A 26,605-nucleotide genomic window follows, 5' to 3' on the forward strand; every position below is an offset into this window, starting at 1 on the left:
TTACTTGCCAGATAAACTCAATACCTTAACTTTTCAATTCCTATCAAGTATCCAGGTTTGGACCTTACAAGCTGCTGACTACTCCTGCAAAGCCGCCTCTGGGCAAGCATTGAATTTGCAATATACCCGATTTTTTGATGCTTTTGGTTTCGCTGGTAATCGATTTCGTATCTGCTCCATCTTTAAATAACTGGAGAGAATAATCTGAATTGCCCAAAAATTTCAAATTTAGATCGAGTGTTTGTGGTGTGTCTTTTCCATTAAGTCCGGCTACATACCAGAGCTTTCCTTTTCTTCGTGCAATAACGATCATTTCACCGGGATAGCCCTCGATTAGTTTGGTTTCATCCCAGGTTGTGGGAAAATCTTTTAGAAAATTCTGTGGTCCAGCTGATAAATTATAATAGGCAGATGGCCTGTCTGCAAAATGTTGTAAACCAGACTCAAATACCACTGCCAATGCCAGTTCGTGTGCAAAGGATGTTTTGTGCTCATGCTGCGAATCTGAAAACGTTACCGGCGTGTAATCCATAGAACCGATTATATTACGGGTAAATGGAAGCGTGGTATTATGTGCAGCAGCTTTGTCCGTTAAAATTGAGTTATTGTTATACCATTCTGCCCCGTAAACTGCTTCGGTAGTCATTAAGTTAGGGTAAGTACGGGCCCAGCCGCGTGGTACGGTAGCGCCGTGAAAGTTAACCAGTAAATGGTATTTTGCAGCATCTTCCAGAATATCTATGTAATATTTCATCATATCCTGCTGGTCTCCCGCAAAAAAATCGACCTTGATGCCTGAAACCCCAATACTTCTCAGCCACGAAAATTCTTTATCTCTTTTCTCTTTTGTCAACAGCCTGTCTACCGGAGTCGCACCAAGCCAATCTGTACCGGAATTGTACCATAAAAGCGTCTTGATGCCTTTGCGCTTTGCATAGCCCAAGGCATCTTCCACCTTTCCTCCATTTGACATTACGTCCCATTCCCAGTCAATCAGTACATATGGCCAGTGCATTTTTACGGCAAGGTCTATGTATTCAATCACTTTCTTATAGTCCTTTGATCCGTGATTATATGCCCAATATACCCAGGCTGCACTACCTGGTTCAATCCATTTGGTGTCTTTAAAGGCAGTAGCCTCACTCACATCGGTAATCAATGTACTCTCTACCAGATCGGCCAACTCCCCAATGATCATCACATGCCACTGCGATTTCCAGGGAAGACTGGAAACAGCTCCGCCCAGCAGCTTCTTTTTGGCCGAAGGATAGGTTACCTTGTATACGTTTTTGTTTTCTTTATTGTTAAGCCGGGCTGCGCAATTTTCTTTGCTGATGCCCGCCTCAGAAATTAACACCCATAATGGCTGACTGTTAACTTTATATAATGCCGGATACCCCCAGTCACTATTGTTTTTTTCGTTGGTTCCTGTGGTAGAAAAAGGAAAAAAATCCTCATAAGCTTGATTATATGGCTGCATCCATCTTTCGCTGCCTATAGGAACTACATAGGCTGTAGTTTCATCTATAATGGAGAAACCAGAGTCCTTGCGATTGGGAAAGCTATACCTGAACGCAACCCCGTCGTTATAAACTTTAAAAGTGATATCCAGGGGCTGATCGGATGGATTCTTATAACTGAATGTTTTTTCAGTACCAAAATTTTCGCAGAATTTTCGCTTTCCAGTCAGCATTTCATATTTGTCATGAACAGCAACGGCCTTACCTTCTCCAATAAGCCTGAGATTTGATGCGAACTGCTGATCTTCCCTTGAAATGCCTAACGGTGAGCTGGGCAGCACTTCAATATAAGCACTTCCTTTTTTATAAAGCACTTTAAAATGTACCTGACCTGAACCTCCCTGACCAGCTTGTTGCATTTCTACAACTACTTTAATTTTTTTATTGGGCGATAGAATTTGCTGGGCATACCCAACTGAACTGAAAATAAGGCTCAGTGCTAAAAAAAGACTTTTCATTTGTTTTTTATTTTTATAAAAGTGTTGCTAAAGTTGAAATATTTATCTGTTAACGCTATTTCGCTCTTCCATTGTCAAGAAAAGAGATTCCCGAAATTCCGTATTGATTTTTTCCATTCCTGATTTGGTATTGCCTCATAATTTATGTTAAACTAAATGAAAGTTCATTAGCTTATCTATGACAAAAAATTCAGCGTTCTATAACATGCTGCTCTTTTATGTCTGGTTTATACTGGTTATATTTTATACCGTTACCATATTACTGAATCAAGGAAGATGCTATTTTCCAATCTCGAGGTCACCTGTCGGTATTATAACAAAGTTATATAAAGCCGCTTTCTAAGCGTTATACTAAATAGACTATATTTTGTACAAAACCGACAAAATACAAGCTGAAAACTAAATCCGTTCTAAAGAAAAAACATGCTCTCCTTACTTAGGATCACACTTAAATCGATTTAGGAAATCAGCTGATTTTGTCCAGAGCCGTTTTTTACTAAAAACAACGGGTAAATTCAGGACGACGGATCAGGTTCATTAGTTTACTGAAAGATATACATTATAAATGTTCATGTAAATGCATGTTTTCAAGGATATTGCCAAACGATAAGGAGCGTATCAGCTACTTTCCTGTCCTGCGGAAAACCACACCATCGACATGGTCGCCTACAAACATATTAGCCATATCTGAGGTCTTAAACCAGGCCGGCTTACTTGGCATATTGTCAGAAAATAATATCCCGTTTATTCTCAGGTCTTCAAATACAATGTTGCTAACCTTTCTCTGTTCGTCATAACCTAAAATGATTGACGGTTTTGCCTTTGTACCATCGTAGCTTACATTTTTAAATAAAACATGCTCAATACCGCGGCCAGGAGAAGTGCAATATTTGGCATTAAAAAACACTCTGATATTCACCAACTGGCCTTCCCTAAAATCCTCAACCCTGATATTCTCGAAACGGACATTGCGAATAAGATTACTGTCACCGGCGTTGAGGCTCAGACAGCCCTGATAATCGACCTGTTGCTCCTTATGGTCAAGGATGTCGATATTGATATAGCTCAGGTCTTCCAGCACTTCAGGCTTGGGTGTATTTCCATGGGTTCCAACCAGAATGGGATGGGCAACATCGGCCCAAAGGGTAGAATTACGCATGGTAACATTTTTACAGCCTCCGGTAAATCCCAAACGGGTACCGTATACAGTGGTGCAATCGTCAGAATTACGGTTGAAAACGCCATCAATGAGCACGTTGTTGCTTGAAATAACATTCATGCCGTCGCCCCATTTGTAGTAACTCATGCACTTAAAGTTGCGTATGGTCACATTGTCCGACCCTCCTGTAAAACACTGTGTACCGAACAGTCCCTCTATTTCGACATTTTTGGAATTCGCAATCCTTACAGCGCCTTTAATGGAGTGATCGATCATTCCCCTCCCGAGAACCTTAACATTTTCGACTTTATCGATCAGGATCTGGCCTTTAAGTACAGCGCCACCTGCAACATATACCGTTTTTCCTGATTGCACGTTTAATTTTCCTCCGGGGATCTCATGTAAGCCCGGCCCAAAAAAAACAACATTTTTATCGGTACTGTCTGGAATGAAAGCCTCTACCGGATTTGCAAAGAGGTGAAGGTTATGAAAGAGATCACCGTTCACCTCAACAGAAAGATTAGCAGGCTTTGCCAGTTTAAAGGTTATTGTGCTCCCCGATACTGTATGCGGAATATTATAGGAAAGCGGACGTATCCGCGAGGTGCTGATTGTTCCCTTATTGAATCTTACAGAAACCTCTACTTCTCCTGAAAAGTCAAAATAGGCCATAGACGCTTTTTCTACTGAATGGTCCAATCCCTTTACGCGGTCTACCATAACGGCATATTCAGGGAGATCCTGCCAGGACTGACCGGGCTGGCGTACCTTAACCGTAAAATCGGTATTCTGCTGAACCGATGGTGGTGCAGGATATGCTTTTAAAATCGGCTTGGTCTGTGCAGTTAAAGATTGTGTACCCGATAGGATTAAACCTATGGCAATAAAACATCCTGTGATGCGAAATAAATTCTTCATAAATTGGCTGTACGATGTAATTAGGCCAGATATTACTGGTCTTGATGATGGCAAAACGTGTTTCAGGCCTTGATGGACCAGACCGCAAAACTCTGCCCTTTTCCATCATAAGACACTCCACTCAGCCTTCCATACTCATTATTTGCCAGATGATTTTCATCACATTTTATAACAGTCTAACAGTTGAATTCCTGACAATGAAATGTGCCGGAACGATCACTTTTTGGACGGCCCTCTCTTCCAATGGTTTGTTGAGCATGCTGAGCAGCACCCTGATCGACTGCCGTGCGAGTTCAGATATAGGCTGAGCAACTGCAGTTATGGTAGGTTCATAAAAATCAAAAACCTGATGGTCATCAAATGCGATAATAGCCATTGTACCTGGGATCTTATATCCAAGCTGGTTAATCGCCTTCACACCACTAAAAGCCAGGTAATTGGTAGCGAAATAAACAGCGTCGACTCTTTTGTTCTGCCTGAGAAACCGAACAAGTTGCTTAACCGTTTGGGCAGGATCATTTCCATAAGGTATTTTTTCTATAATAACTTCCAGCCCGTGCTCAGCCATTGCTTTAGCGTAACCCTGTTTCCTATCTTCCATCTGGCTCTGGTCACTCTCCAGTGTAATGAATGCAATATGGGCAAAAGCATTGTCTGCCAGATATTTCGAAGCATTATAACTGGCTTGGAAATTATCAAGAATCACATAGCTTGATTCAATATCCGGATAATACCTATCGAACAATACAACCGGAGATCCCTCATCAATAAGGGACTGTATTTCTTTTTCCATCCCGGCCGGAGGAGTTATGATGTAACCATCTACATTGCGGTCTCTGAAAAGCTGGATAAGTTCCCTGGTTTTATCCGGATCATTATCGGTACTACAGTAAAATATTTTATATCCGTTTTGATAGGCAATTTCCTCAATATGATAGGCCATCTGGGCAAAAAAATAATCGGAGATCTTTTCTACCATCAGGCCAATAATCATTGTTTTACCAGTACTCAGGCTCTGGGCCAGGCGGCTTGGTTTATATCCGTTTTCATCAACATATTGCAGCACTTTTTCGGTTAAGGCCGAACTTATGCGTTTCTCTTTGGCTTTGCCATTGATAATGAAGGAAATCGTTGACTTTGAAATATTCAGGGCAGTAGCTATATCGCCAATGGAGATCTTTTTTATCATTACCGGAATTGGATTGATTGACCGATCAGTTGGTTATCGAAAATGTCCTTTGCATGGGAACAGCCGATTGGATCTGGCGCGCCAGAGTATTATACCCATATTGCCATGCCACCAGGGTAACCTTTATAGGCAACCTGCTCTTGGGTGGGATCGTCGTAAAATAAAGTTTGCCATCTACGATTTCTGCAGGCCCTTCCTTTACGAAATACTGTAAGGGTAGTCCGGCATCAGAATGGCCAATGAGTTTCAGGAATTTTACAGATTTTTTCTGGTCTCGGATTTCCGGAAAAATAATTTTCTGTGGAGTTCCTTTCAGATTAGAAAGGGGAATCTTCATATTTGCCTGTTGTACCGACGAGCGATATTTAGCATCTCCTTTCTGACTGGCCATTAACCAGATATCGTTGCTCCGCTTGGTATTATTAAATCCCATTCGGTAAAAAGATACCCGAAATGTAGAGTCATTGATTTTCCTGACCGGGCCGCAGATCCTGGAGATCACGATTTTCTCTTCAGGACGGTAAAGCACATCAATTGCGTGGGTTGTGGTATCTGTATTTATTGCTGAAACATGAAAGGTGATCCCATCCGCTAAGGGTTCAAAAACAGGTCTGAAGCCAGCAAAGCCTGCGGGAGGCAAAAGTTTGCCATGCTGGGTGAATCCAATTGACCGTTTTATTTTAGCCCGCGCAGCTTTATACTGATGCTCGGTTAACTTTGCCATCCGCCCATCAAATGCCCATCCGGCCTCCGCTTTGTTTCCCATATAATCATTGTAGGATGCAGAAAGGGCATTTGGCAAGCTATCCCTTCTCCATCTATCAACCAGCCATCCTTTTTTGGGGTCTATGGCAGAAAGTATCGGGAACGTGTTTAAAGGTGTGCTCTTGGGGAGCCGATTTTTTACAGCTTTAGAGATAAACAGATTAAGGTAGGCTATCAGTTCATCTGAATAGTCAAAGTGACCATGACCAGCATCACATAGAAACGCAATGGGAGCATCAGGATTATCTTTTCTATATTTCATAGCCGGGGTAATCCGCCCCTCAAGCCATTCATCTTCACCCATTACCAAAAGTCCGGGGATCCCGTTTTGGTTCCTTCCCTCCCAGTCTGGATTGGGCTTACCGCTACCAGTCATATTGGTTAATGGTGCATCTCCATGTATGGATAACACGGCAATTGTCCGATCGGGATTATAAGCTGCAAAATTCCAGGGATAGCTTGCTGCAGCAGAGTGTCCTATAGGTATAACAGGCGCAAATGCTAGTTCACTGTAACCCGATATTTCTGCCAGGTTTTTCATTGTTGCGAAAATAACTGCCGAGGAGCTAAAATTAAAGACCATATCCACTGAAGGCGTAATCCAGATTTCAGCAAGACCGAGCGCAGAAAGGTTTTTTCTAAAAGCACTGTGTTCCAATATCCCTTCTTCGAGCATATTGTGCTGCCCTATAACTACTCCCCTCACCTGCTTACAATCAGGCGGGATCCATAAAAATGCTGTTGGCAGTTCTCCTGTCTCGGAAGAAATACTGCTCTTTACTGGAACAGACCATTGCCATTCGGCAGCAAAAATGTTTTGGCACAGCAATAAAAAAGTAAAGCAGATAAAAATTATTCTGTTCATACAAATTAATTTAGATTATTACGGCTGTGGCAGGGAAAAGAAAAGTGTTCCGAAACCTGCATTATCGGCATTAAATCCTGCACCTTCTGGTCTAAGTTTATCTGCGGCCTGTTTAGTGTAACGGTACTGATCTGCCGGTATACCCTTTATACGAAAGGCATAATGGTTGTATACCTGTTCAAAGATCGAACGGAGGTTACCCCTTCCACTGGTTGATACCTTATCGGCAGGAAATCTACCACTGATGTCGGTATAAGGCTGAAAAGGTACATCCTCTCCGAGATTATAACGGGCCGTATACTCAAAGCCTTTGAGCAACCTATTCTGCGAAAAACTGTACATGTCCATTCCCTGGTTCCATCCGATTTCGCACATTTCTGCCAGGTGGCCGATCCCGAGCATACTGTGTGGCTGATCTCGTCCGCTCTCCTGGCCCTGGCCCTCTTCATTTACGATATAATGCAGCAGGCTACCGTTTCCAGGACCCTTATAGTAAAAATCAACTGCACGATCGAACATTTCATGATCATCATTAAAAACGGCAATAGCCATCATACCTTTCATGCAGGCAAGATCCCAGTTACCATGGGCCCAAAGTGCAAAATATTGGATCGGAGGATAAAATACTTCCCTGAACATCACTTTGCATTTTTCGATGTCTTCCTGTTTCCATTTTGGATAGGTAGCGCGCATGATCTCTGCGGCACTCGCCATCTTAAAAACATTTAGTCCAGCCCCTAACTCCACATCTGTCCCATCAAACACCTTGAAGGTTCCAGACCAGGCATTGATAATTTTTATGGCAGTTTTAGCATGGGCTTCATCGCCTGTAATACTCCACATCACTGCATTTTGATAAGCGGCACAAACATCTTTCTCCAGGTTTCCGATATTTTTGCCGGCACCAATTAGCAAGCTACGCTCTACATGCTGGACGGCATGAGGTTCCCAGGAAGCGCTTGACCATGGGTGCGATCTGAATTTCTCAAATGCACTCATCCATGGTTCTCTGCCCAAGGCAACCATATCTTTCATCCGCTGGAGATCAGTGCCCGAATGCAGCAGGCCGGGATGGGTAAAAGGCTTGGGATGGTAGGCGACCGGCTTTTCCAGTTTTAGCACCTGCCCGTAAGCATTTACCAAATAGAAAAAGAATATGATTAAGGTTAACGTCCATTTATTGTAGCGGATTAACCTGGTATAAACATTTAAACTATGCATGCTTAATATTTTAAAATAATTTTATTCTTGGTTTAAGGCCCTGCCCTTGATAAAAAGGTCCGGGAGTTCTTTCTAAAGTCCCGCGCACCGCATTGAGGAAATCCCTGTCAATGGTTATCTTTTTTCCATCGGGATACTCTATGTATTGCTTGCTCAGCGCAAAAAAACCTAAAAATTCAGCGGTTAGCGTCGGGATTTTTATTGGCTTGAGGGCTTCGTTTTTCCAAAATAATTCTACCCCTTTCTGGCTATGTTCCAGGCGAAAGGAAAAACTATTTTTGGCTTTTGAGCTATTCAGATCGGCCCAGCTTAGCGGAAGAGCCCCATCTGCATAAAGGTTAAAATCTGCCTCACTTCCTGCTGGCTTTGCTATGCCTGCTCCTTTGCCTATAAAAAGATTACCATACCAACGGTGGTCGATATCCAGTGCGGGGATTGTCTGTTTGATCACCAGGCTATGCGGCAAGAAATTTGAGGTTGATACCGATTTACCGGGTTGCCGACCATTGTAGAAGCTACAGTTATAGAACAGGTTCTGAACAAAAACATTTGCCTCTGATGCCTCCATTTTTACGCCTGCCATGTCTTTATCTGCAGTATCTGCCATTGCAAGTATATTGTTGTCAAATAAAACAGGCCCATGGTTTTTAAACAGGTAAAACAGGCCAGCACCACTGTCTGCAATAATATTTCTTGACAAGCGGGCTCCCTGAAAAATTGGCCCTAAAAATATACCATAGCCATTTTTCCCATAAACCCTACGGATCAGGTTATGCGTAATGGTGGCATCAACCGCCATGGCCAGCCGGATACCTGCAGATTCATTGCCCGTATAACCGCCATCTTGGTTAATGTTCTCTATCAGGTTATCTTCGATGGTGCTTGAAGTGCCACCAATTAACCCAAAAATACCAGCCTGCCCACAGTTGAAAATATGGTTTCCTTTGATCTTGTGATGCCCAACCGAAGCCAGATCTGTATAATCGTTAAACTCTGGCCTTCCTGGATTAGCATCTGTATAAACATGCCCGGTTATGCCTATCGAAATGCCTACAGCGTGGCATTCGCTGATTGAACAGCCTATTATATTCCAGTACTTTCCATTTTTGGTAGCTATTGCGCCGGGCTGTTCTGCATAAATAGAAGCATAATCATTGGAAATCTGACTGACAGCAATCCCTTCAATGGTAAGATAATCTACACCAGACCTGGCACTGATTCCGACATTTCTGACCGAAATTTCCGTTAGCCCGGCATTGGGATCAGATGTACCGAAATTCGCCCAGATTACCGTTTTTCCATTCTCCAGGGTTTTAGTCCACCGCAGCGCGTTACTGCACTCCTGAAGGGTAGATACATTGACCATTTTTTTATCATTAAAGAAGAGCATCATCCCGGTTTGGGAAGAATCCAGCATACATTTCCAGAGTTTGTTCTTGCCCTTTACCCAACCTGTTTTCCGCTCAGAACCTTTGATTGTAACTTTTGCCTGATTTAAGGCCTGCAACGTAATCCTTTTGCGATCCGAACTTCCACCACGTTCAAACACCACCGATTCACGGTAAACTCCTGCCGAAACAAGTATTCTATCTCCAGGCATTGCCTTGGAAACAGCATAACTGATCGTTCTTAAAGGTTTTGCTGCCGAGCCCTCAGCCCTATCGCTCCCAGATACGGAAACATAAATGCTTTTTGGAGGAACTGGAGCAGGAAAATGTTCAAAAGCTTTCCCCGCAAATTGCATCAGCAAGGGAAAAATCAGAAATATGATAATTTTATTCATCAATGGTTATAGGGTTTCTTTTATGTTAATGAAAGATCCGACAGGATAAAAGTTCCGGATTTTATGAAATAATGACACCAGGTTGCCGCTGGGATACTCTAAATATCCAAAAATTGTTTGTCGGAGAATATCCTGGGTATGTGAATTGCTTATATCTGGCTACCCAAACTTAATTAAACAAAACCAGTTTAGCAAAATGAACGTCTTTTTCACGTTTATTATCGCAAACTAACCCAGATGCACAGCATTATTATATAAAAATCAATACGAATGACGGGTGAATTTAAGAGAAATAATATTGCGTGGAATCGTCATTCCCAACTTGATTGGGAACCACGGAGTGTTCATGAATACCTCTGAAAAAAGGAAAACTTATGAATAATCTTAAGCTCATTGCATTACGATTCCCGCCTGAGCGGGAATGACGATCCTTGTATTGGAATCTGCCGATCTTAGCGTAGTTGAAGCGCATTTATTTGCGTTTGATCAATGCCAAGAAGTCTTCGACTACGCTCTCCACAGGAGTCCTTTGGACAGACTGACGTCAACTGTGCTTAACTTAATGACATTGACTACCCCTGGCAATCGGAAAAAAGAATCAGATAAAAAGACGATTGGTAGCGAAGCTATTTGCTACCAAGGTAAAGTAAGCCCCCAAAACCCGGTTGGTCCCGATCATAGCCTTCTGCTCCCATTTTTGCTATTACCTGCTGGGTAAACGGCATTGAAAGCCCTTTTCTGCGCACATAATGGTTATAAACCATTTGGTAGATAGGAATAAATCTTCCCCTTCCCATAACGGATATCTGTTCCCAATCACTATATTTTCCGGTAATATCCTTCCATTTTTTAAACGGTACCTGGTTGCCGAGGTTATAGCTGGCGGTGTATTCAAATCCTTTTAACAGCCGGTTATCAAGCGCACCATAAAGGTCATCGCCTTGTTTCCATGCAATCTCGCAGACAGTGGCCATCGCCCCGATCCCTAACTGGGAATGCCCCTGGTCTCTACCACTTTCCTGGATCTGTCCGGTTTCCCCGTCTACATAGTTGGCTATGGTTCCGTTATCGTTAGCATGGAGATAAAAACGTACAGCTTTATCATACATTTTCTGATCATCAAGATAGATTGCGGCCGAGAGGTAGAATTTTGTCACTATGGGTCCCCAATTGCCATTTGTATAAGCAGGACTTGCATAAAACTGCTCACAGACTGGCAAAAAAATCCCTGTTACCATGCGGGCTATCCGCTCAAGCTTTCTGGCATCAGCCCTTTTGAAATCATGTTTCAGAATTTCAAGGGCATTGATAATCTTGGTCCCCTCCAATCCGACCAATAATGGCGCATCGTTGGTAGCTGGAATGCGCTGCAGGGAATCTGCATAACTCAGCAATATTGTAATGGCCTTTTCAGCATGTTTTTGATCGCGCGTAGCTATCCACATCAGGCTGTTAAGATAGGCCGAGCTGAAGTCTGCTTCCATCAGGCTCTTGGTATTCCCGAACTCCCCATCTCTGGATATTACCCTGAACGGGCCTTTCATCTTATAGTCTGAGCTGGCCAGTGGATTATTCCTTAATAGCTCAAACGATGTATAACCGACCGAACTTTTATCCTGAGCAGCTTGGTATATCCTTTGTAGATCTGAACCTGAAAAGAGGATACCAGGGTGTATGAATTTCTGCTGTGCGGATGAAATGGAACTTAAAAAAAACAGAAAATAAGCTATTAAATAAAGACACTGTATTTTTTTCATTGTTTGGGATTAAATTATTTTATGACCTCAGTTTCTCCTGTTTTCACGTTGATGCGCCATGGTTTAGGTTCCGGAAGCCTGAGTTTGCCATCACCGATCTCAAGGGGCATCCAAAGGTATCGGGAATCCCATTGGGTACGGGGTTTCCATTTGTCTGCCACAAAGATTACAGCAGTTGATTTTGTACCGATAACCTTAAGCATAAAGGTAGACTGTGATCCATAAGTATTGGTTTCAGGTGGAGCAATATTTTCGAATTCGGACCATGGTCCTGCCAGGGATTTAGCTGTTGCGTACTTGTTGGGATTTGGGTTCCAACTGGTCAGTGCCGAACCAATCGCATAATAAAGTCCATTGTATTTTACCACCGCTCCGCCTTCTAAGGGTGCTTTAATGATACAGATATCTTTTTCAACATTCAGGTAATCCTCAGAAAGTTTTGCAATATGGAAGCCTTTAACCGGTCTGTCTTCAAAAATAAGATAAGCAGATCCGTCGTCATCTATAAACTGGCCTATATCACGGCTTTCCTGACCTAAGGGGCGGAAAGTACGAATAAACTTGTAAGGTCCTGTTGGAGAATCACCAATTGCCACACCTACCCGCGCATAGCTATAATTACCTTTCTGGCCCTTTACCTGCCCATCGATATGCATATACATGATGTATTTTCCGGTTTTGATGTTATGGTAAACTTTTGGGCGTTCCAATACCCATTTTTTTCCAAGGCTGTCAGGATCGGTCATTTTAAATACATCTCCTCTGAATTTCCAGTTCATCAGATCTTTTGATGAATAGCAGCTCACATACCTGTAGTTGGAATCCAGTCCCTGGCGGCGCTCTTCTCCATACCAATAATAGGTATCCTTCACCTTAGTAATCCCTCCCCCATGTGCCTGGATATGGTTTCCTTTATCATCTGGCCAAAGTTCGCCGGGAAGGATTGATTTTCGCTGTTGTGCCATACCTGTTGCCGTGTATAACAATGCAAACAGGAAAATGGTAAATTTGAACAGACATTTGCCTCTATGGTTCATTCTCATTTTATATCGTTTCATTTTTTTACTAAGCTGCATAAACGGCTGAAAGGTCTGAGACCTGCCGAAGCGTTTGTACTGCACGGTAAACATGGTTTATTACCGACTGATAGCGGATTTTAAGGATGTCGGCAATCTGTGGATAGCTAAGCTCATCATAAAAACGCATGGTGAGTATTTCCCGCTGTTTGGCAGGAAGCGAATTGAGCGCCGTTACCATCTGTTGCTTCATCAGGGAATCTGATTCATTAGATACCATAATCTCCTCTGCAGAAAAGACTAAACTTGGAGCGGGCATTAAAGTCAGCTTACTTTCGCGGTGTTTGGTGAGACGGATGTGGTTAAGTACAATCGACCTGGTAGATCTATAAAAGTAGGCTTCCACATTCCTGATCGTTCCGATTTTTTCTCTGTTCTCCCAAAACTTAATAAAAAGGTCTTGTAAAAGATCATTTACCAGATCATCATCATCTAACATTCTGGTGGTAAAAACGAAAAGTTTTGGATAAAGTTTTGCATGCAGTTGTGCATAATCGCGCTCATTTCCCGCCAGTGTTCCTTCCCATAGTGCAATCAATTTCTCAGTCATCATAACATATCAATATTTGGTTGATACGAAGATGGCACGAGCTAAAAAAAATGATGGGTATAAATTCGTAAAATAGGAGTGTATTTTCGCCAAACCGCTTTAGCAATGGCAAAAAAGCCATTTTTACGCCTAAAATTGGTAATGTGATGAAATAAATCTACTTCATTTTATACCTTTTATTGAAAGTCTTCCGGTGTTTTCTGATAAACTCAGAGGGGGTTGCGCCAAAAAGTTTTGAGAACTGTTTACCAAAATATTTGGCATCATTAAATCCCGAACGGAAAGCTACTTCGGTTACATTATGATCTGAGTTGATCATCAGTTCTGCAGCCTTCCTCAAACGGATGAAGCGGATGAAGGAATTCACCGATTGTCCTGAAATGCTTTTCACACGCTTATACAAATTAGAGTGGCTCATTCCGATCTCATCGGCAAGCGCTTTTATGCCAAAGTCAGAATCGGTAAGGTGATTTTCAACAACTAAGATGCAGGTATCCAAAAATTTCTTGTACTCTTCTGATACCACAACAGCATTACTTTGAAGGGTAATTTCGTTATAGAAATAGTTTTGGAGATTATTCCTGTTGCGCAGCAGATTGGCTACCCTGGCAATCAGGTATTCGCGTTCAAAGGGTTTGTTAATGTAGTCATCAGCACCACCATGTACACTTTTCAGCTTCACTTCCTGGGATGAACTTGCTGTTAATAGAATAACGGGGATATAAGAAAGCGTCGGATTTGATTTGATCATCTGACAGAATTCTATCCCATCTATCCCTTGCATTTTGAAGTCTGTAATGATCAGGTCTGGAAGTTTTTCCGCAGCGAGCTGAAGTCCCTGTTCGCCATTTTCTGCCTGGTAAACGATGTAAATGCCAGAGAAAAGACTGGAAATATACTGGCGGATATCCCTTTCATCATCAACTACCAGAATAGACTGCCTATCACTAACCAGGTTTACATCCAGACTGATATTATTCTGCGCTGCAGATTCAGGAAGTGCGGTAGCATACATTTCATTAAAAAGCGCTTCTGCCCCTTCCTGTTCTTCTTCAATGACCTGGTTAACAAGATGTTCTTTTCCCTTTAGCAGACAAATATTGAACACACATCCACCTTCGGCCCTGTTTTGATAAGAAATATGGCCAGAATGCGCCTCCATAAACTGTCTGGCCAGATAGAGCCCAATCCCAAATCCGGCTTTATGGCTCTCGTCTTTTCTTTCTGCCTGATAAAAACGGTCAAAAATCTTTTCCCCTGCGATATCAGGAATACCGGGGCCAGAATCCTGGACGGCGATTAAAAGACTTTGATCGTCTTCGGTTAGGCTTACCACTATTTCTCCTCCCTCCGGGGTATATTTCAGCGCATTGGAAATCAGGTTAAACAGCACGATTTCGATCTTTATCCTATCGGCATAAACTTCTTTATCAACAGCAGCACTTTCAAACCTATAATCGATCTCCTTGGCCGAGGCCTGTTGAACAAAGCAATAAAAAACCTCTTTGGATAGTTTTTCAAGATCAAGTTTAGCAGCTTTAATGTGCTCAAAACCTTCTTCTGCTTTTCTAAAGAGCAGCAGCTGATCTACCAGCGACAGCATCCTTTTGGCATTTCGCTGGATCATGCTGAGCTCTGCATTTTCCTTACCTTCCACACTACTGTTTTTGATCAGGTCATTAATTGGATTAATAATCAGGGAAAGCGGAGAACGGAACTCATGCGAAATATTGGTAAAGAACGACATACGCTTTTCGGAAAGTGCTTTTTCCTGCTCATTGATCAATCTCTCTTTGTCATGCGCCAAACGTTCCATATTATGCAGGGCTACCTGCGTATCATATTCAGCTTTTTTCCTTTGGGATTCGAGGCTTACGATCTGAACTTCATATTTTAAACGGGTCTGTGCCGACCGATATCGAAGATATATATAGACAACCGAGGCAATAATGGCCATATATCCGAGGTAGGCCCACCACGTTCTGTACCATGGTGGAAGGATTCTGACCTTCAGGGTAATTTCGTTGCGCCCCCACATCCCTTCCGTATTGGTACTCTTGACCCGAAATATATAACTTCCTTCAGAAATATGCGTATAAGTTGCTTTTCTGTCCTTTCCCGAATTTGTCCAGCCCCTATCCCAACCATCCATAAAATATTTATAGGAAATCTTCTCTGGGGATGAAAATTCAAGTGCCGTAAACGAAAAGGTAAATACTGCCTGATCATAAGGCACTTCTATTTCTCTGATGGCAATATTGTCTTCATCTACAATCAGCTTCAGGTTCTCTTCCAGCGGCGTATTGTTAATGGTTATTCCGGTAAGAAACAGGCTCGGCATCTGGCTGTGCGGAATGATTTCCCGTGGATCGAAAAGACTAAAGCCTTTTATGCCTCCGAAAACGATTTCCCCGGTACCAAGTTTGATTCCCGCATTGATCTGGAACTGGTTGCTCTGCAGGCCGTCACTCTGATAAAAACTTCTGAAAGTACCTCTATCAAGGTTATAGCAAGATACTCCAAAATAGGTGCTCATCCAGATATTTCCCTGGTTATCAGGAATCAAACTCAGTACCGAATTATTGCAAAGACCATTGGCAGTAGTTAGCCTCGACACCACCTTGCTTTTAAAAGGATCAAAAATGATGAGTCCCCCACCTTCTGTCCCAATCCAGAGCAGTCCCTTTTTGTCTTCAAATATCACCCGAACGGTGTAGCCAAGGTTATAAAACCTATGTTTCTTTCGGTTTTTATCAACCTGGATCAACTGATCAAGATTGCCCGCCCAAATCCGGCCATCCCTGGCCTGCATCATTGCAAACAGATCACCCAGCTTCTGATCGAAAAGTTCAAACTTATCCAAACTGCGGTTAAAGCGGTAAAGCCCTCCTAGAAGACTTCCCCGCCTGAGGGTTCCTGCCCAGATGTCATGGTCCTGATCCTCAAATACCGTGAAAGCGACCTTGCTTTCTACCCCTGTCTGCGGATCTATGATCTTATACCTGGTAAATTTCCTTGTCTTTGGATCGAAACGGTTGGCACCTTCAGTAAAGGTTCCCATCCAGATATCTCCATGGCTGTCGGAAACCATCGATGAAATAAAATTACTGGATATGGTGTTAGGGTCTGCAGCGTGCTTAAAATTGGTGAATTGGTTTAACTTCCTATCCCAGATACTAAGCCCGGTACCATCGGTGCCGATATAAAGTTTCCCATCTCTTGGAGCTAAAAACGATGATATTGAGTTTCCGGGAATAGAATTGCCCTGCGGATTGTGTACCCATGTCTGGAATATTTTTTTTACCGGATCAAGAATGGTTACCCCTCCTGAATAAGTTCCGATCCATTTTCTATCCTTTTTATCGATAAATATGGAGTAGATCTGTTCACCGCTCAGACCTTTATCAATTTCATTACCCAACAACTGCACACCCCCACTTACCGGATCATAGCGGAACACGCCATCTCCATTTGTTCCCAGATAAAGAATGTTATGACTGTCAGGGGTGATAGCAAGAATTGACTTTCCTCCGAGTCCGCTGGCATTAATAGCCGTATTTTTGCCTAATACAGGGTCATAGCGATACAAACCGTTATAGGTGCCGATATACACCTGCCCAGCACTTATTCCCAAAGAGAGCGCAAGAACAACATCAGCGCTAGCCAGTACCAGTGCCCGGACTTTGGGATCAAAATAATAAAGTCCGAGATTTTGCACAAACACCCACTCTCTTCCCCTATCATCCAACCTTACTGATTGCACACCATAAGAAAAAGTGCGCCTACCATTTATCAAAAGGGGAATCTGATCACCTACGGTCTTCCCTTTGCTGAACCTCAGAAGCCCAATTCCTTCGGTCGCGACGAGCATGGTATTGTTTATACCAGGTACAAGGTCTCTGATTACTTTTGTAATCGGTAAATCTGTCCCTTTTATAGCGTCATGCCATGAGCCTGCTGTAAAAATGCCTTTTTTATCATTATAGATACTTAAGCCCTGCCTGGTACCTATCCATATGTTATTATCTGTATCACTGTTAATTGCATGTATAATATTATGGATAAGGGAAGTTTTATTACCGATCTCATTCCTGAACACCTTGAATCCATATCCATCATAACGGTTAAGGCCATCTCTGCTACCGAACCAGAAAAACCCTTTTCTGTCCTGATAAACACAGCGGATATAATTATTGGACAGCCCATCTTCTATTTCCAGATGGCGTACACTGAGCGAATCTCGCTGTGAAGCGACACTTAGACCGGCATATAGGAAAAGAAAGATCAGCAGTATTCTTCGCACAGTTTTGCAATTGTTGGTTACTAAAATAATGAAACATTATTATAATAGGGACATATTTAAGCTTAATTCATACTCTGTCGCCCAAAACTAAATGGCTAACTCTAGCCAGGTTGAATCAGCTATTGATACATTGATAAAATCCAGCATTTTTCTAAAAAATTTTAAAGCATGAAAAACCCGGCCACCATTCGGCAACCGGGGAGATAAAGAACTAAAATCTAAAAATTACCACCCAGGATTCTGGATCAGGGCTGGGTTTAAGGTTATCTGCTGTGTAGGAATTGGATATAAATAATTCCGTTCGGAAAAGGTACGGGCTGTATTGTCTAAAATCAAATTTCCATTGGCGTCTTTAGCGTTTGTTGGCACAGGTGCTAACTGGTTAGGCCCTAATTGAGCCTGCGTTCCTGTAAATCTAATGGAAACAGGCCATGGACTAACAAATCCAACGGCATTTCCATAAGCCGAGCCACCAACATTGGTTACCAAATCGGTACCTGCGCTATGCCATCTCTTGATATCATCAAATCTGAAGTTTTCGTAGTAAAGTTCTGTAAAACGTTCTCTTCTGATTTCAGTACGCAAATCAAGTCCATTTGTAGCCGCAAATGCGTTCGAAAGTTTAGGCATTGTCTTGTTGGCACGCAGGCGTACAAGATTTAGCGATTTATCCAAATCGGCATCGCTAATAACCCCGTTTCTTTCGTATACTGCCTCGGCATAGTTCAATAAAACCTCAGCATACCTGAGTACAGGATAATCTTCAGATTCTTTTGTATCTGGCACGTTGCGTTCAGAAACCCATTTCTGGTTAGTATAACCTCCTATCTGGACCACCTTACCTGTAGAATTGGCATTATCAGCAGCATCGTTCAACCAGGTCACCCTAAAGTTGGCGTTACCATACCAATAATAACCGTTTAATACCCTAATGGTATACCTTAACCTATTATCTCTGTTGGCAAACTGCGAACCATAAGTTTGAAAACCCTGGAAAAGAGGAGATTTTTCGATAGGTAATCCATCCTGGCAAAGAAAAGCATTTACAAATTTCTGTTGTGGGCCAATTTGGGTTCCCTGCCTGCTGATGTTGGTACTAATCGTTTTTATTACATCATCGTATCGGTAAGAAAGGATATATTCATGATTGGCCGACTTGTTTACTCCAGCCGGATTGGATTTTGGATTTTCGAGGATAAACAGGTATTTCTGCGCTGAATCTCCCAGAACGGTACTATTACCGCCTAAGGCATTAGATGCTGCTGTGCCGAACAATGCAAACTGGTTACTTAAGATTACCGCATTGGAGGCAGCTGCAGATTTATCAAGGAGGTTGTTAAACCTGGTAGCATCACCATTCCTAAATTTAAGCCAGGTTCCTTCATAAAGCGCAACCCGGCCTAAAAAAGCCTGTGCAGCAGTCTTGCTTACCCGTCCGAAATCGGTCGATGTTGACGTAATTGATGCCGGAAGATCAGGAATGGCCGCCTCCAGATCAGCAATAATTTGATCTGCTATTGCTTCTCTAGCTGCTCTTGCACCATAAAGCTCTGGCGATTCCAGATCCAAAGTTTTTGTAATAAGAGGTACGCCGCCATACAGTTGTAATAAGTCGAAATAGGCATATGCCCTGAAAAATTTTGCCTCTGCAATATATTGTGCTATACTCGCCTTATCTGCAAAAGCTGCTGCTTTTTCAAGCAAAAAATTGCAGGCCCTAATCCGGGTATAATTGCTATTCCAATTTGCGTCCGTAACAGGAACGGTGTTTGTACCTGAGCCAAAGGCACCTCCGCCACCAAATACATCGGCCCTGCCATCATAATGTGGGTTATCGGCAAAGGAATTATTAAAATTCCTCAGATAACCATAATATTGGTTGGCAAAAGTTTTAAAATCATTTGCATTTTTAAAATATGCAACCTCTGAAAGCTGATCCTGAGGAAGGAGATCCAATGATTTTTTACATCCCGATGCAGCCATCAGGAAAATCATCGCCAGGGAGAATACTGTTTTATATGTTATATTTTTCATGACCTTTTTATTAAAAAGTAAGGTTGGCACCAAAAGTTAGATAACGGTAAAAAGGGTAACGCTCATTACCTGAGGTAGTCCTGGTAACTTCCGGATCCCAACCGTCCTTGATTCCGCTAACTTCCCATAAATCACTTCCAGAAGCATAAAGTCTGAGACCGCTAAAAAGATGTGATTTGGCCATTAGCGCTTTTGGAAGGGTATAACCCACTACAACATTTTTCAGGCGTAGATAAGCGCCATTCTCAACCGACCAAGTAGATGCCTGATAATTATAGCTATTAATGGCCGTATTGGCATGAAGATTCGGGTAATAAGCACCGGTATTTTCAGGCGACCAGGTATTTCCTATCCAGGCAGTAACCTGTGATTGGCCAAGTGACTGATAGGGTATCCGCCAGTTATTTGCGCTTCCATTTGACCTGAAAATAGTCCGTTTTCCAACGCCCTGAAAGATGGTTGTCAGATCAAAACCTTTCCACTGCATACTCAGGTTTAAACCGAATGTGTACCGTGGAATATCACTTCCCAGGTAAACAAAGTCACCCATATCAGATGTAGATGTGCCATTTGTCAGTTTTCCATCACCGTTTACATCTGCAAACGAATTGTCTCCAGGCCGAAGGCCTGATAACTGCCCTGGAAGGTTGGTCAATGGACTTGCAATCGGAATACCTATCCCGTTTACAACCCCTCCTGGAGCATAAAATTTATTATAGGCATCAACCTCGGCCTGTGTTTGAAGGCGGCCGGCATATTGGAGGCCAAAATAAGATCCAAGTGAATAACCTTCTACTGCCCCGTTGTATCCAGCATTTATTAGGGGGGTCCCGTTTAGGTAAATAATCTTGTTCTGGCTATCGGTAATGTTGGCCGAAACAGAATAATTTACGCTTCCGATCTTATCCCTCCAGGTCACGATCCCTTCCCATCCCCATGTTTTTAGCTCCCCGTTGTTTGACTGCGGTGCACCGATTCCAAGCGTTCCGGGGTAGGTTATGCTGATAAGCATATTCTTGTTGCGTTTTTCGAAAAGTTCGAAAGTCCCTGTCAATTTTCCTTTTAAAAGTCCAAAATCAAGACCAAGGTTTTTGTTGACAACCGTCTCCCATGTCCTGTTCAGGGAAACCAGGTTTCCCGTAGTGGTTGTTGCTGTTGCGATGTTCGGGCCCAATAGTACACCACTGCTTCCTACATTCAATGATTGGAGGTAGTCATATAACCCGATACCTCCCTGGTTACCTGCTGTACCATACGATGCCCTGATTTTAAGATCAGAAAACACATCCAATTTCTTAATAAAATCTTCCTCTGAGAGCCTATAACCCACTTGGGCACTGTAAAAAGTTTTCCAGCGTTTATCATCTATAAATTTGGACGACCCATCGTACCTTATACTACCTTCAAAAAGATATTTACCATCATAATCATAAGTACCCTTTGCAAAATACGAACCAATGGCATAATGGTTCCTGGCTTCATCGTTGGTAACAAAACCCGCAGTTCCGTTACTCAGACCAAGGTTCAACGAGGGGATATCATCGCTACCCAGGTTATAGGTGCGGGTATTGAACATGTTATATTCATCCCTTTCATATGATCCGCCCGCAAGCACAGTTACATTATGGTGTTTCGCAAATGTATTTTCATAGGTTACCCTACCAATGAGGTTATAATATTTATCGTTAACCGTCTGCCTAAAATAATTGGCATTTGCGGTAGCATTACCAGCTGTCCCCCTGCTCGGCGTAGTTGAGATCAGGTAACGGTCATCATAAGAATAGAACTGTACCGCTTTTGCCTGCACCTTATTATCCTGATACCACATGTTATACCCTGCCGTACCCGAAAAGGTAAGGTGTTTTACAGGTTTATAATTTATTGTAGAATTCAATAAGATCCTGGTGTTATTTTCCAAGTTATCACCGCCATCCCTTAATGACCCTGGTGGACTGATTACACCACCCCATTGGTAAGGCCTGCCAGATTGCGTAAATGCCGGGATTCCGGGTTGAAAGCCATTCCCCAGGGCACTGTATGAACCTGTAGTGTACAAAGTTGGCTGTTGAATATTATTTTGTTCAAGTGAGACATTGGTTTCCAACTGGACTTTTTCACTGAATCTAAAACCATTGTTCAACCTAAGGTTATAACGTTGGTTTCCGTTATTCCCAAACTGAAGCTGACTGCCGTCGTTAAGATAGCCCAGCGATGCACGAAAGGTGTTTTTTTCGTTTCCTCCTGCCAGGCTCAGGTTATGCTGTGTAGAAGTGGCTGCGCCCCAAAGGATTTCCGACATCCTGGTATCGGTAAAATTAAGCTCTTTTACATCGCCGAAAACGGGTACCGGCACTCCGTTATAAAAAAGTCCGGGAGTGATAGCCGATCCGTTATAACCGGGAATCTGTGAAGCTAAAATCACATTGCCGTTGTTCGCAATTGCAAAATTGGCCATTTGGTACCACAAATCTGTTGCAGGTATAACACCATAATTATCGTTTATTTTGGCCTCAATTAAACCTTTTGCCCACTGCTCCATATTTGCCATTTCAGGCTGAAGACCAATCAGTTTGCGCGAAATTGTTGGGCTATACTGTACAACGAACTGTCCGCTCTTGCCTTTTTTCGTCGTAATCAGCACAACACCGTAAGCTGCCCTTGCACCATATATTGATGCTGCCGCATCCTTTAAAATTGATACATTATCAATATCATCTGGATTAATTGAATTTAATGCATTGTTGTTGTTCAATGCTACCCCATCGAGGATGATCAATGGATCCTGGTTATTAATAGATGTTGCTCCCCTGATCTGAAAATTCCAGTTTTCCCTTCCTGGCTGTGCAGAGGTTCTGGTTACCACAACCCCCGGAACCTGTCCTTGGATGTTGGCAATCGGATTATTGGTAGGCCCACGATCCTGAAATGTTTTTGAATTGATGGTAGAAATCGCACCGGTAACCGTTGCTTTTTTCTGAGTACCGTATGCTACTACCACAACATCATCCAACTCTGTACTGGAAAGTAATTTAACTAACATCGGCCTGCCTGTTTCCGCCTTCAATACTACATTTTTATAACCAATGCTAGTAAACTGTATTGAAGCTCCTGCAGGTACATTAAAAGTGAAGCTGCCATCACCATCGGCCGAAACGCCTATATTAGAGTTGACCACTTTAACCGTAGCGCCTGGAATAGGGTCGCCTGTTGCCGCATCCACGACTTTCCCAGTCACTACCTGCGTTTGTGCAAAAGCAGTGGTGCAACAAAAAAACAGCAGTAGAAATAAGTGCACTGCACTTACCTGCCGTAATTTTTTGTAAAAAATATCCATAATTTCTGTATTTAATATTTGGTTTTTGCCCTCCAACAACCAGAGCGAGTTTATTATAGCGTTGGAAGACTGGATTATCTTAAAGACACAGGGAAATGATCTGTATACTCAGTTTTTTAGATTTTTTTCCTAATTGGCAAATTAATAAAGATCTCATCTCGCTAAGAACTTTTTTTTCTTAAAGCTGTATGATTAAAAAGCCATAAAAATCAAAAATTGCATTAATTCAAATAGACTGGGTAAATATGCTGATGAGGTTATATCATAAATATTGATTTGTCATCCTAAGCCTGTTGAAGGACTCATTTAAATATGTTTTAAAGTGTTTCGACATGCCCTACGTAGGAGTCCTTTGGACAACATGGCAGCATGTTAGGTGAAATTGCCTTTATAATAGAGCCTCATCACACCAAAATCCACTCCGGCAACCCTTATCCGCAATATCAGCATATGTCGAATTTCATACCCGATTAGAGGTAGAAAGCAAAAACATGCTGAAAATTACCTATCTGATTACCTTAAAAAATCTGGCTGCAAAAAGAAAGATCACTACATAACAGATGATGGGCAGATAATATGCATGGGCGACATCCACATTGGCTATCTTACCCATAAAATAAGGCATTACAGCTCCGCCAACTACACCCATTGAAATAAATGAGGAAGCCTGCTGTGTATGTGGACCGAGATTTTTCAGTCCGAGGCTGAAGATCGTAGGAAACATAATACTAAAGAAAAAATTAATGCTCAACAGGGCGCAGTAGGATGTCCAGCCCCAGCTTTGGGCTACAATAATACAGGCAATGATGCTGCAAATGGCGAATGCTGCTAGGATCTTATTTGGCGCTATAAATTTCATCAGGTAAGTTCCAGCGAATCTTCCAAGCGCCATCATTACCATAAACAAAACCATAAAATTCCCTGCCTTCTCATCAGAAAAGCCCATTTTTTCATGCCCGTAGTTTATAAAATAACTCCAGGTGCCCGCCTGTGCCGCTACATTAAAAAATTGAGCAGCTACTGCCCAAACAAAATGCCTGTGCTGAAAGAGCCTTTTTCCCGGCGCAATGTCGATGTTCTGCGCAGCTATCGGTGCATCGGAAATACTGTGTGGATCAATCAGGTCCGGAATGCGGATGAAGAAAAAAGCCACCGCCACGATCAGGATAAATCCTCCTAGCCCTGCGTAAAGCAATTTTACCGAATCTAGCGAGTTTTCATGACCACCGGAAGTTGCCCGGAGCAAAAAGAATGTTCCTATTGCCGGACCGATTATCGCCCCTATTGCATTGAAAGACTGCGAAAAGTTTACTCTTCTATCACTGGTACGCTGATCGCCCAGTGAGGCCGCAAAAGGGTGTGCAACAGTTTCGAGCGTCGCCATTCCGCAGCCGAGAATAAAAAGTGCTATCCTGAAAAAACCAAAACTTTCAGCATTTGCTGCAGGGACAAAAAGAAAAGTCCCGGTAGCAAAAAGTCCAAGCCCTAATATTACGCCTGCCTTGTAGCCAAAACGTTTCAGAAATATCCCAGCAGGAATACTCATGATAAAATAAGCCCCAAAAACGGAAAACTGGATCAGACCAGACTGTGCTTTTGATACATTGAGTACATTTTGAAAATGTTTATTGAGTACATCACTCATCGAGTGCGCTACTCCCCACAGCATAAAGAGGGAAGTAACCAGGATAAAGGTGAAGAGGAATCTTTTTTCGGTAAAAGCAGGTTTATTGTTCATTTTATGTTGTTGTAACTCATTATATAATTACTTTTTGTGGAGCCAGATTGCAGCACCTCCTGAAGCCTGTAGATCCAGTTTCAAGATGGTTTTTGAATCAACCGCAATATCTTTTATCCCTACCTTGGTGGCGGTGGTAACCGTGTTGTCGTCATTATAAATTCTGGCGACGAATTTTTGCCCTTTGGGAAGAAAATCAAGCTTCAATTCTACTTTACGGGCCTCATTATTGGTTATGCTACCTAAAAACCATTCCTCGCCACTTCGTCTCGCCGTTGTGACATACTCACCAGGTTTTCCCGACAAAACCTTTGTTTCATCCCAGGAAACAGGAATCTTGTCCCAAAATTCGAGTTCGGGTTCCCCTTTATAAAAGGCCGGTTTATCGTACCAATATAGGGTTTGGATGGGGCTAAAATAAATTGCAGCAAGCGCGAGCTGGTGGGCATGGGTAGTTTTTATCCTTGGATCGAAATAACAGATGGTATAATCCGCAGCTCCTGCAATATACCTGGTAAAGGGCATTACGGTGTTACTGGTGGCATCGGGCATTTCTTCATTCCCCCTTATTCCCTCCGAGGTCATCAGATTAGGCCAGGTGCGCTGTTCGCCCGTTGGGCGCCAGTCATCGTGGATGTTTACCATTATCTGGTTTTGTGCAGCCTGTTGTATGGCTTTTTCAACCCAGCTTGTCCATCTGTGTGATCCTGATTGTACAAAGCCAAACTTAACGCCGGCAATACCCCACTTTTTATAGACTGAAAAAAGGCTATCGCTCTGCATCAACAGCGCCTGTTGGTTCACATATAACCATACCCCTATTCCCTTTTCTTTTCCATACCTGATGATCTGAGGCAGATCGAAATCTGCGATGGCAACTTTTGAGGCATCAGAACTGAAACTAAAAGCAGGGCCGTACCATTTCCAATCGAAGAGAATATACTGCAGGTTTCTTTTTGCGGCAAAATCGATATTCTCCAGTGCATCTTTTGTAGTTTGCGACATCACCCGCATAATCTTTCCAGGTTTTACCCAGCTTTGATCTTTTATCTTTGATGGTTCATTCAGGTTTAGAATCAGGTCTGTTCCCTCGGCAATCCCAATGGCAGTTTCAGCTACCATTACCGCTCTCCAGGGCGTAGCTACGGGAGAAATCAGATCTACAGGGGTGAACATGGATGTACTTATTGTATTTTTACCACTAAGCTTGAACTTGGTCCTTGAATAATCCACCATCTGTGCCTCTAACAGCGATACAAACAGACCGTTTTTTAATTCAAGAGTCAGTGGCCGCTCAGCCTCACCATCCCAGTTCTCCAACGTAACCTTATGATATGGTGCCTGTGCCCAGTTTGCTTTCCAGGCCAAAGCGCCTTCTTCAAACTTGAATTCTGTATTTTCCGACATGATCCGGTAATATGTTCCCTTAACATTTTCCGGAAAGAAAAATCGGAATGCAATGCCCTGGTTATAGGCCCGGAATTCGATATTCATCTCGTATATCGGATTATCATCCTTCACCGTTTTAATTACCAAACTGTTGTAATGGTCACGGATTAATTTCCTTTCTCCATAAACAGGAGTCCAGGTTGTATCTTTTTCCGTGCGTACTGAATTCTTTATCTCGAGGTTCTCAAACCAATTTTGATGCGTATCTACTTTTAGTGCCATTGCACTTTCTGAAAGGTGATTATCAAGCTCCAGATCTAGTTTTGATTCTTGAATAACACTTTTTCCTTTATAGGATAATTGATAAAAAAAAGCCTTTTTATGATCTGCGGCTTCCTTTTGAAAAAAACGGATCATAAGCGCCTTATCCGGAGAATAAAGTATTTGTTCAGAAATCACAGAGGCTGTTTGCGCCGATGCCCAAAAAAATGCAAAAAGGGAAAGTAGTGTCAGAAAAGTGTGCTGGTAAAATTTCATAAAAATGTT

14 protein-coding genes are annotated in these 26,605 nt (G+C 42.5%); all 14 read right to left on the reverse strand.

Annotated elements, in window-relative coordinates:
* Positions 1 to 64: 64 nt before the first annotated feature.
* Positions 65 to 1,978: a glycoside hydrolase family 97 protein gene (locus tag LQ201_RS20720; RefSeq protein ID WP_230145277.1), complete on the reverse strand. Its 1,914-nt coding sequence runs from the start codon at positions 1,976 to 1,978 to the stop codon at positions 65 to 67.
* 622 nt (positions 1,979 to 2,600) lie between these two features.
* A complete protein-coding gene (locus LQ201_RS20725) occupies positions 2,601 to 4,055 on the reverse strand; it encodes a glycosyl hydrolase family 28 protein (RefSeq protein WP_230145276.1) in 1,455 nt (484 codons plus the stop codon).
* A gap of 166 nt (positions 4,056 to 4,221) precedes the next feature.
* Positions 4,222 to 5,244, reverse strand: coding sequence for a LacI family DNA-binding transcriptional regulator (locus LQ201_RS20730; RefSeq protein WP_230145275.1), 1,023 nt, complete (start codon positions 5,242 to 5,244; stop codon positions 4,222 to 4,224).
* Positions 5,245 to 5,269: 25 nt separating this feature from the next.
* On the reverse strand, positions 5,270 to 6,874 hold the full coding sequence (locus tag LQ201_RS20735) for a hypothetical protein (protein ID WP_230145274.1): 1,605 nt from the start codon (positions 6,872 to 6,874) through the stop codon (positions 5,270 to 5,272).
* An 18-nt stretch (positions 6,875 to 6,892) separates the two neighbouring features.
* Positions 6,893 to 8,095, reverse strand: a complete 1,203-nt coding sequence (locus LQ201_RS20740) for an alginate lyase family protein (protein WP_230145273.1) — start codon at positions 8,093 to 8,095, stop codon at positions 6,893 to 6,895.
* A gap of 10 nt (positions 8,096 to 8,105) precedes the next feature.
* Positions 8,106 to 9,878, reverse strand: coding sequence for a right-handed parallel beta-helix repeat-containing protein (locus LQ201_RS20745; protein ID WP_230145272.1), 1,773 nt, complete (start codon positions 9,876 to 9,878; stop codon positions 8,106 to 8,108).
* A 626-nt stretch (positions 9,879 to 10,504) separates the two neighbouring features.
* A complete protein-coding gene (locus tag LQ201_RS20750; protein WP_230145271.1) occupies positions 10,505 to 11,635 on the reverse strand; it encodes an alginate lyase family protein in 1,131 nt (376 codons plus the stop codon).
* A 14-nt stretch (positions 11,636 to 11,649) separates the two neighbouring features.
* A complete protein-coding gene (locus LQ201_RS20755; protein WP_230145270.1) occupies positions 11,650 to 12,693 on the reverse strand; it encodes a family 43 glycosylhydrolase in 1,044 nt (347 codons plus the stop codon).
* Positions 12,694 to 12,700: 7 nt separating this feature from the next.
* Positions 12,701 to 13,264, reverse strand: a complete 564-nt coding sequence (locus LQ201_RS20760) for an RNA polymerase sigma factor (RefSeq protein WP_230145269.1) — start codon at positions 13,262 to 13,264, stop codon at positions 12,701 to 12,703.
* 154 nt (positions 13,265 to 13,418) lie between these two features.
* Positions 13,419 to 17,564, reverse strand: a complete 4,146-nt coding sequence (locus LQ201_RS20765; RefSeq protein ID WP_230145268.1) for a two-component regulator propeller domain-containing protein — start codon at positions 17,562 to 17,564, stop codon at positions 13,419 to 13,421.
* A 225-nt stretch (positions 17,565 to 17,789) separates the two neighbouring features.
* The gene (locus LQ201_RS20770) at positions 17,790 to 19,598 is read right to left on the reverse strand and encodes a RagB/SusD family nutrient uptake outer membrane protein (protein ID WP_230145267.1); all 1,809 of its coding nucleotides are present in this window, start codon (positions 19,596 to 19,598) and stop codon (positions 17,790 to 17,792) included.
* Positions 19,599 to 19,608: 10 nt separating this feature from the next.
* Complete coding sequence (locus tag LQ201_RS20775; RefSeq protein ID WP_230145266.1) at positions 19,609 to 22,932, reverse strand: TonB-dependent receptor; 3,324 nt, start codon at positions 22,930 to 22,932, stop codon at positions 19,609 to 19,611.
* Positions 22,933 to 23,437: 505 nt separating this feature from the next.
* Complete coding sequence (gene fucP / locus LQ201_RS20780; protein WP_230145265.1) at positions 23,438 to 24,670, reverse strand: L-fucose:H+ symporter permease; 1,233 nt, start codon at positions 24,668 to 24,670, stop codon at positions 23,438 to 23,440.
* Positions 24,671 to 24,697: 27 nt separating this feature from the next.
* Entirely contained in the window at positions 24,698 to 26,596 is a 1,899-nt protein-coding gene (locus LQ201_RS20785) for a glycoside hydrolase family 97 protein (protein WP_230145264.1), read from the reverse strand.
* Positions 26,597 to 26,605: the final 9 nt, after the last annotated feature.

Origin of the sequence: Pedobacter sp. Bi126, from assembly GCF_918698245.1 — a bacterium.
GTDB lineage: Bacteria > Bacteroidota > Bacteroidia > Sphingobacteriales > Sphingobacteriaceae > Pedobacter.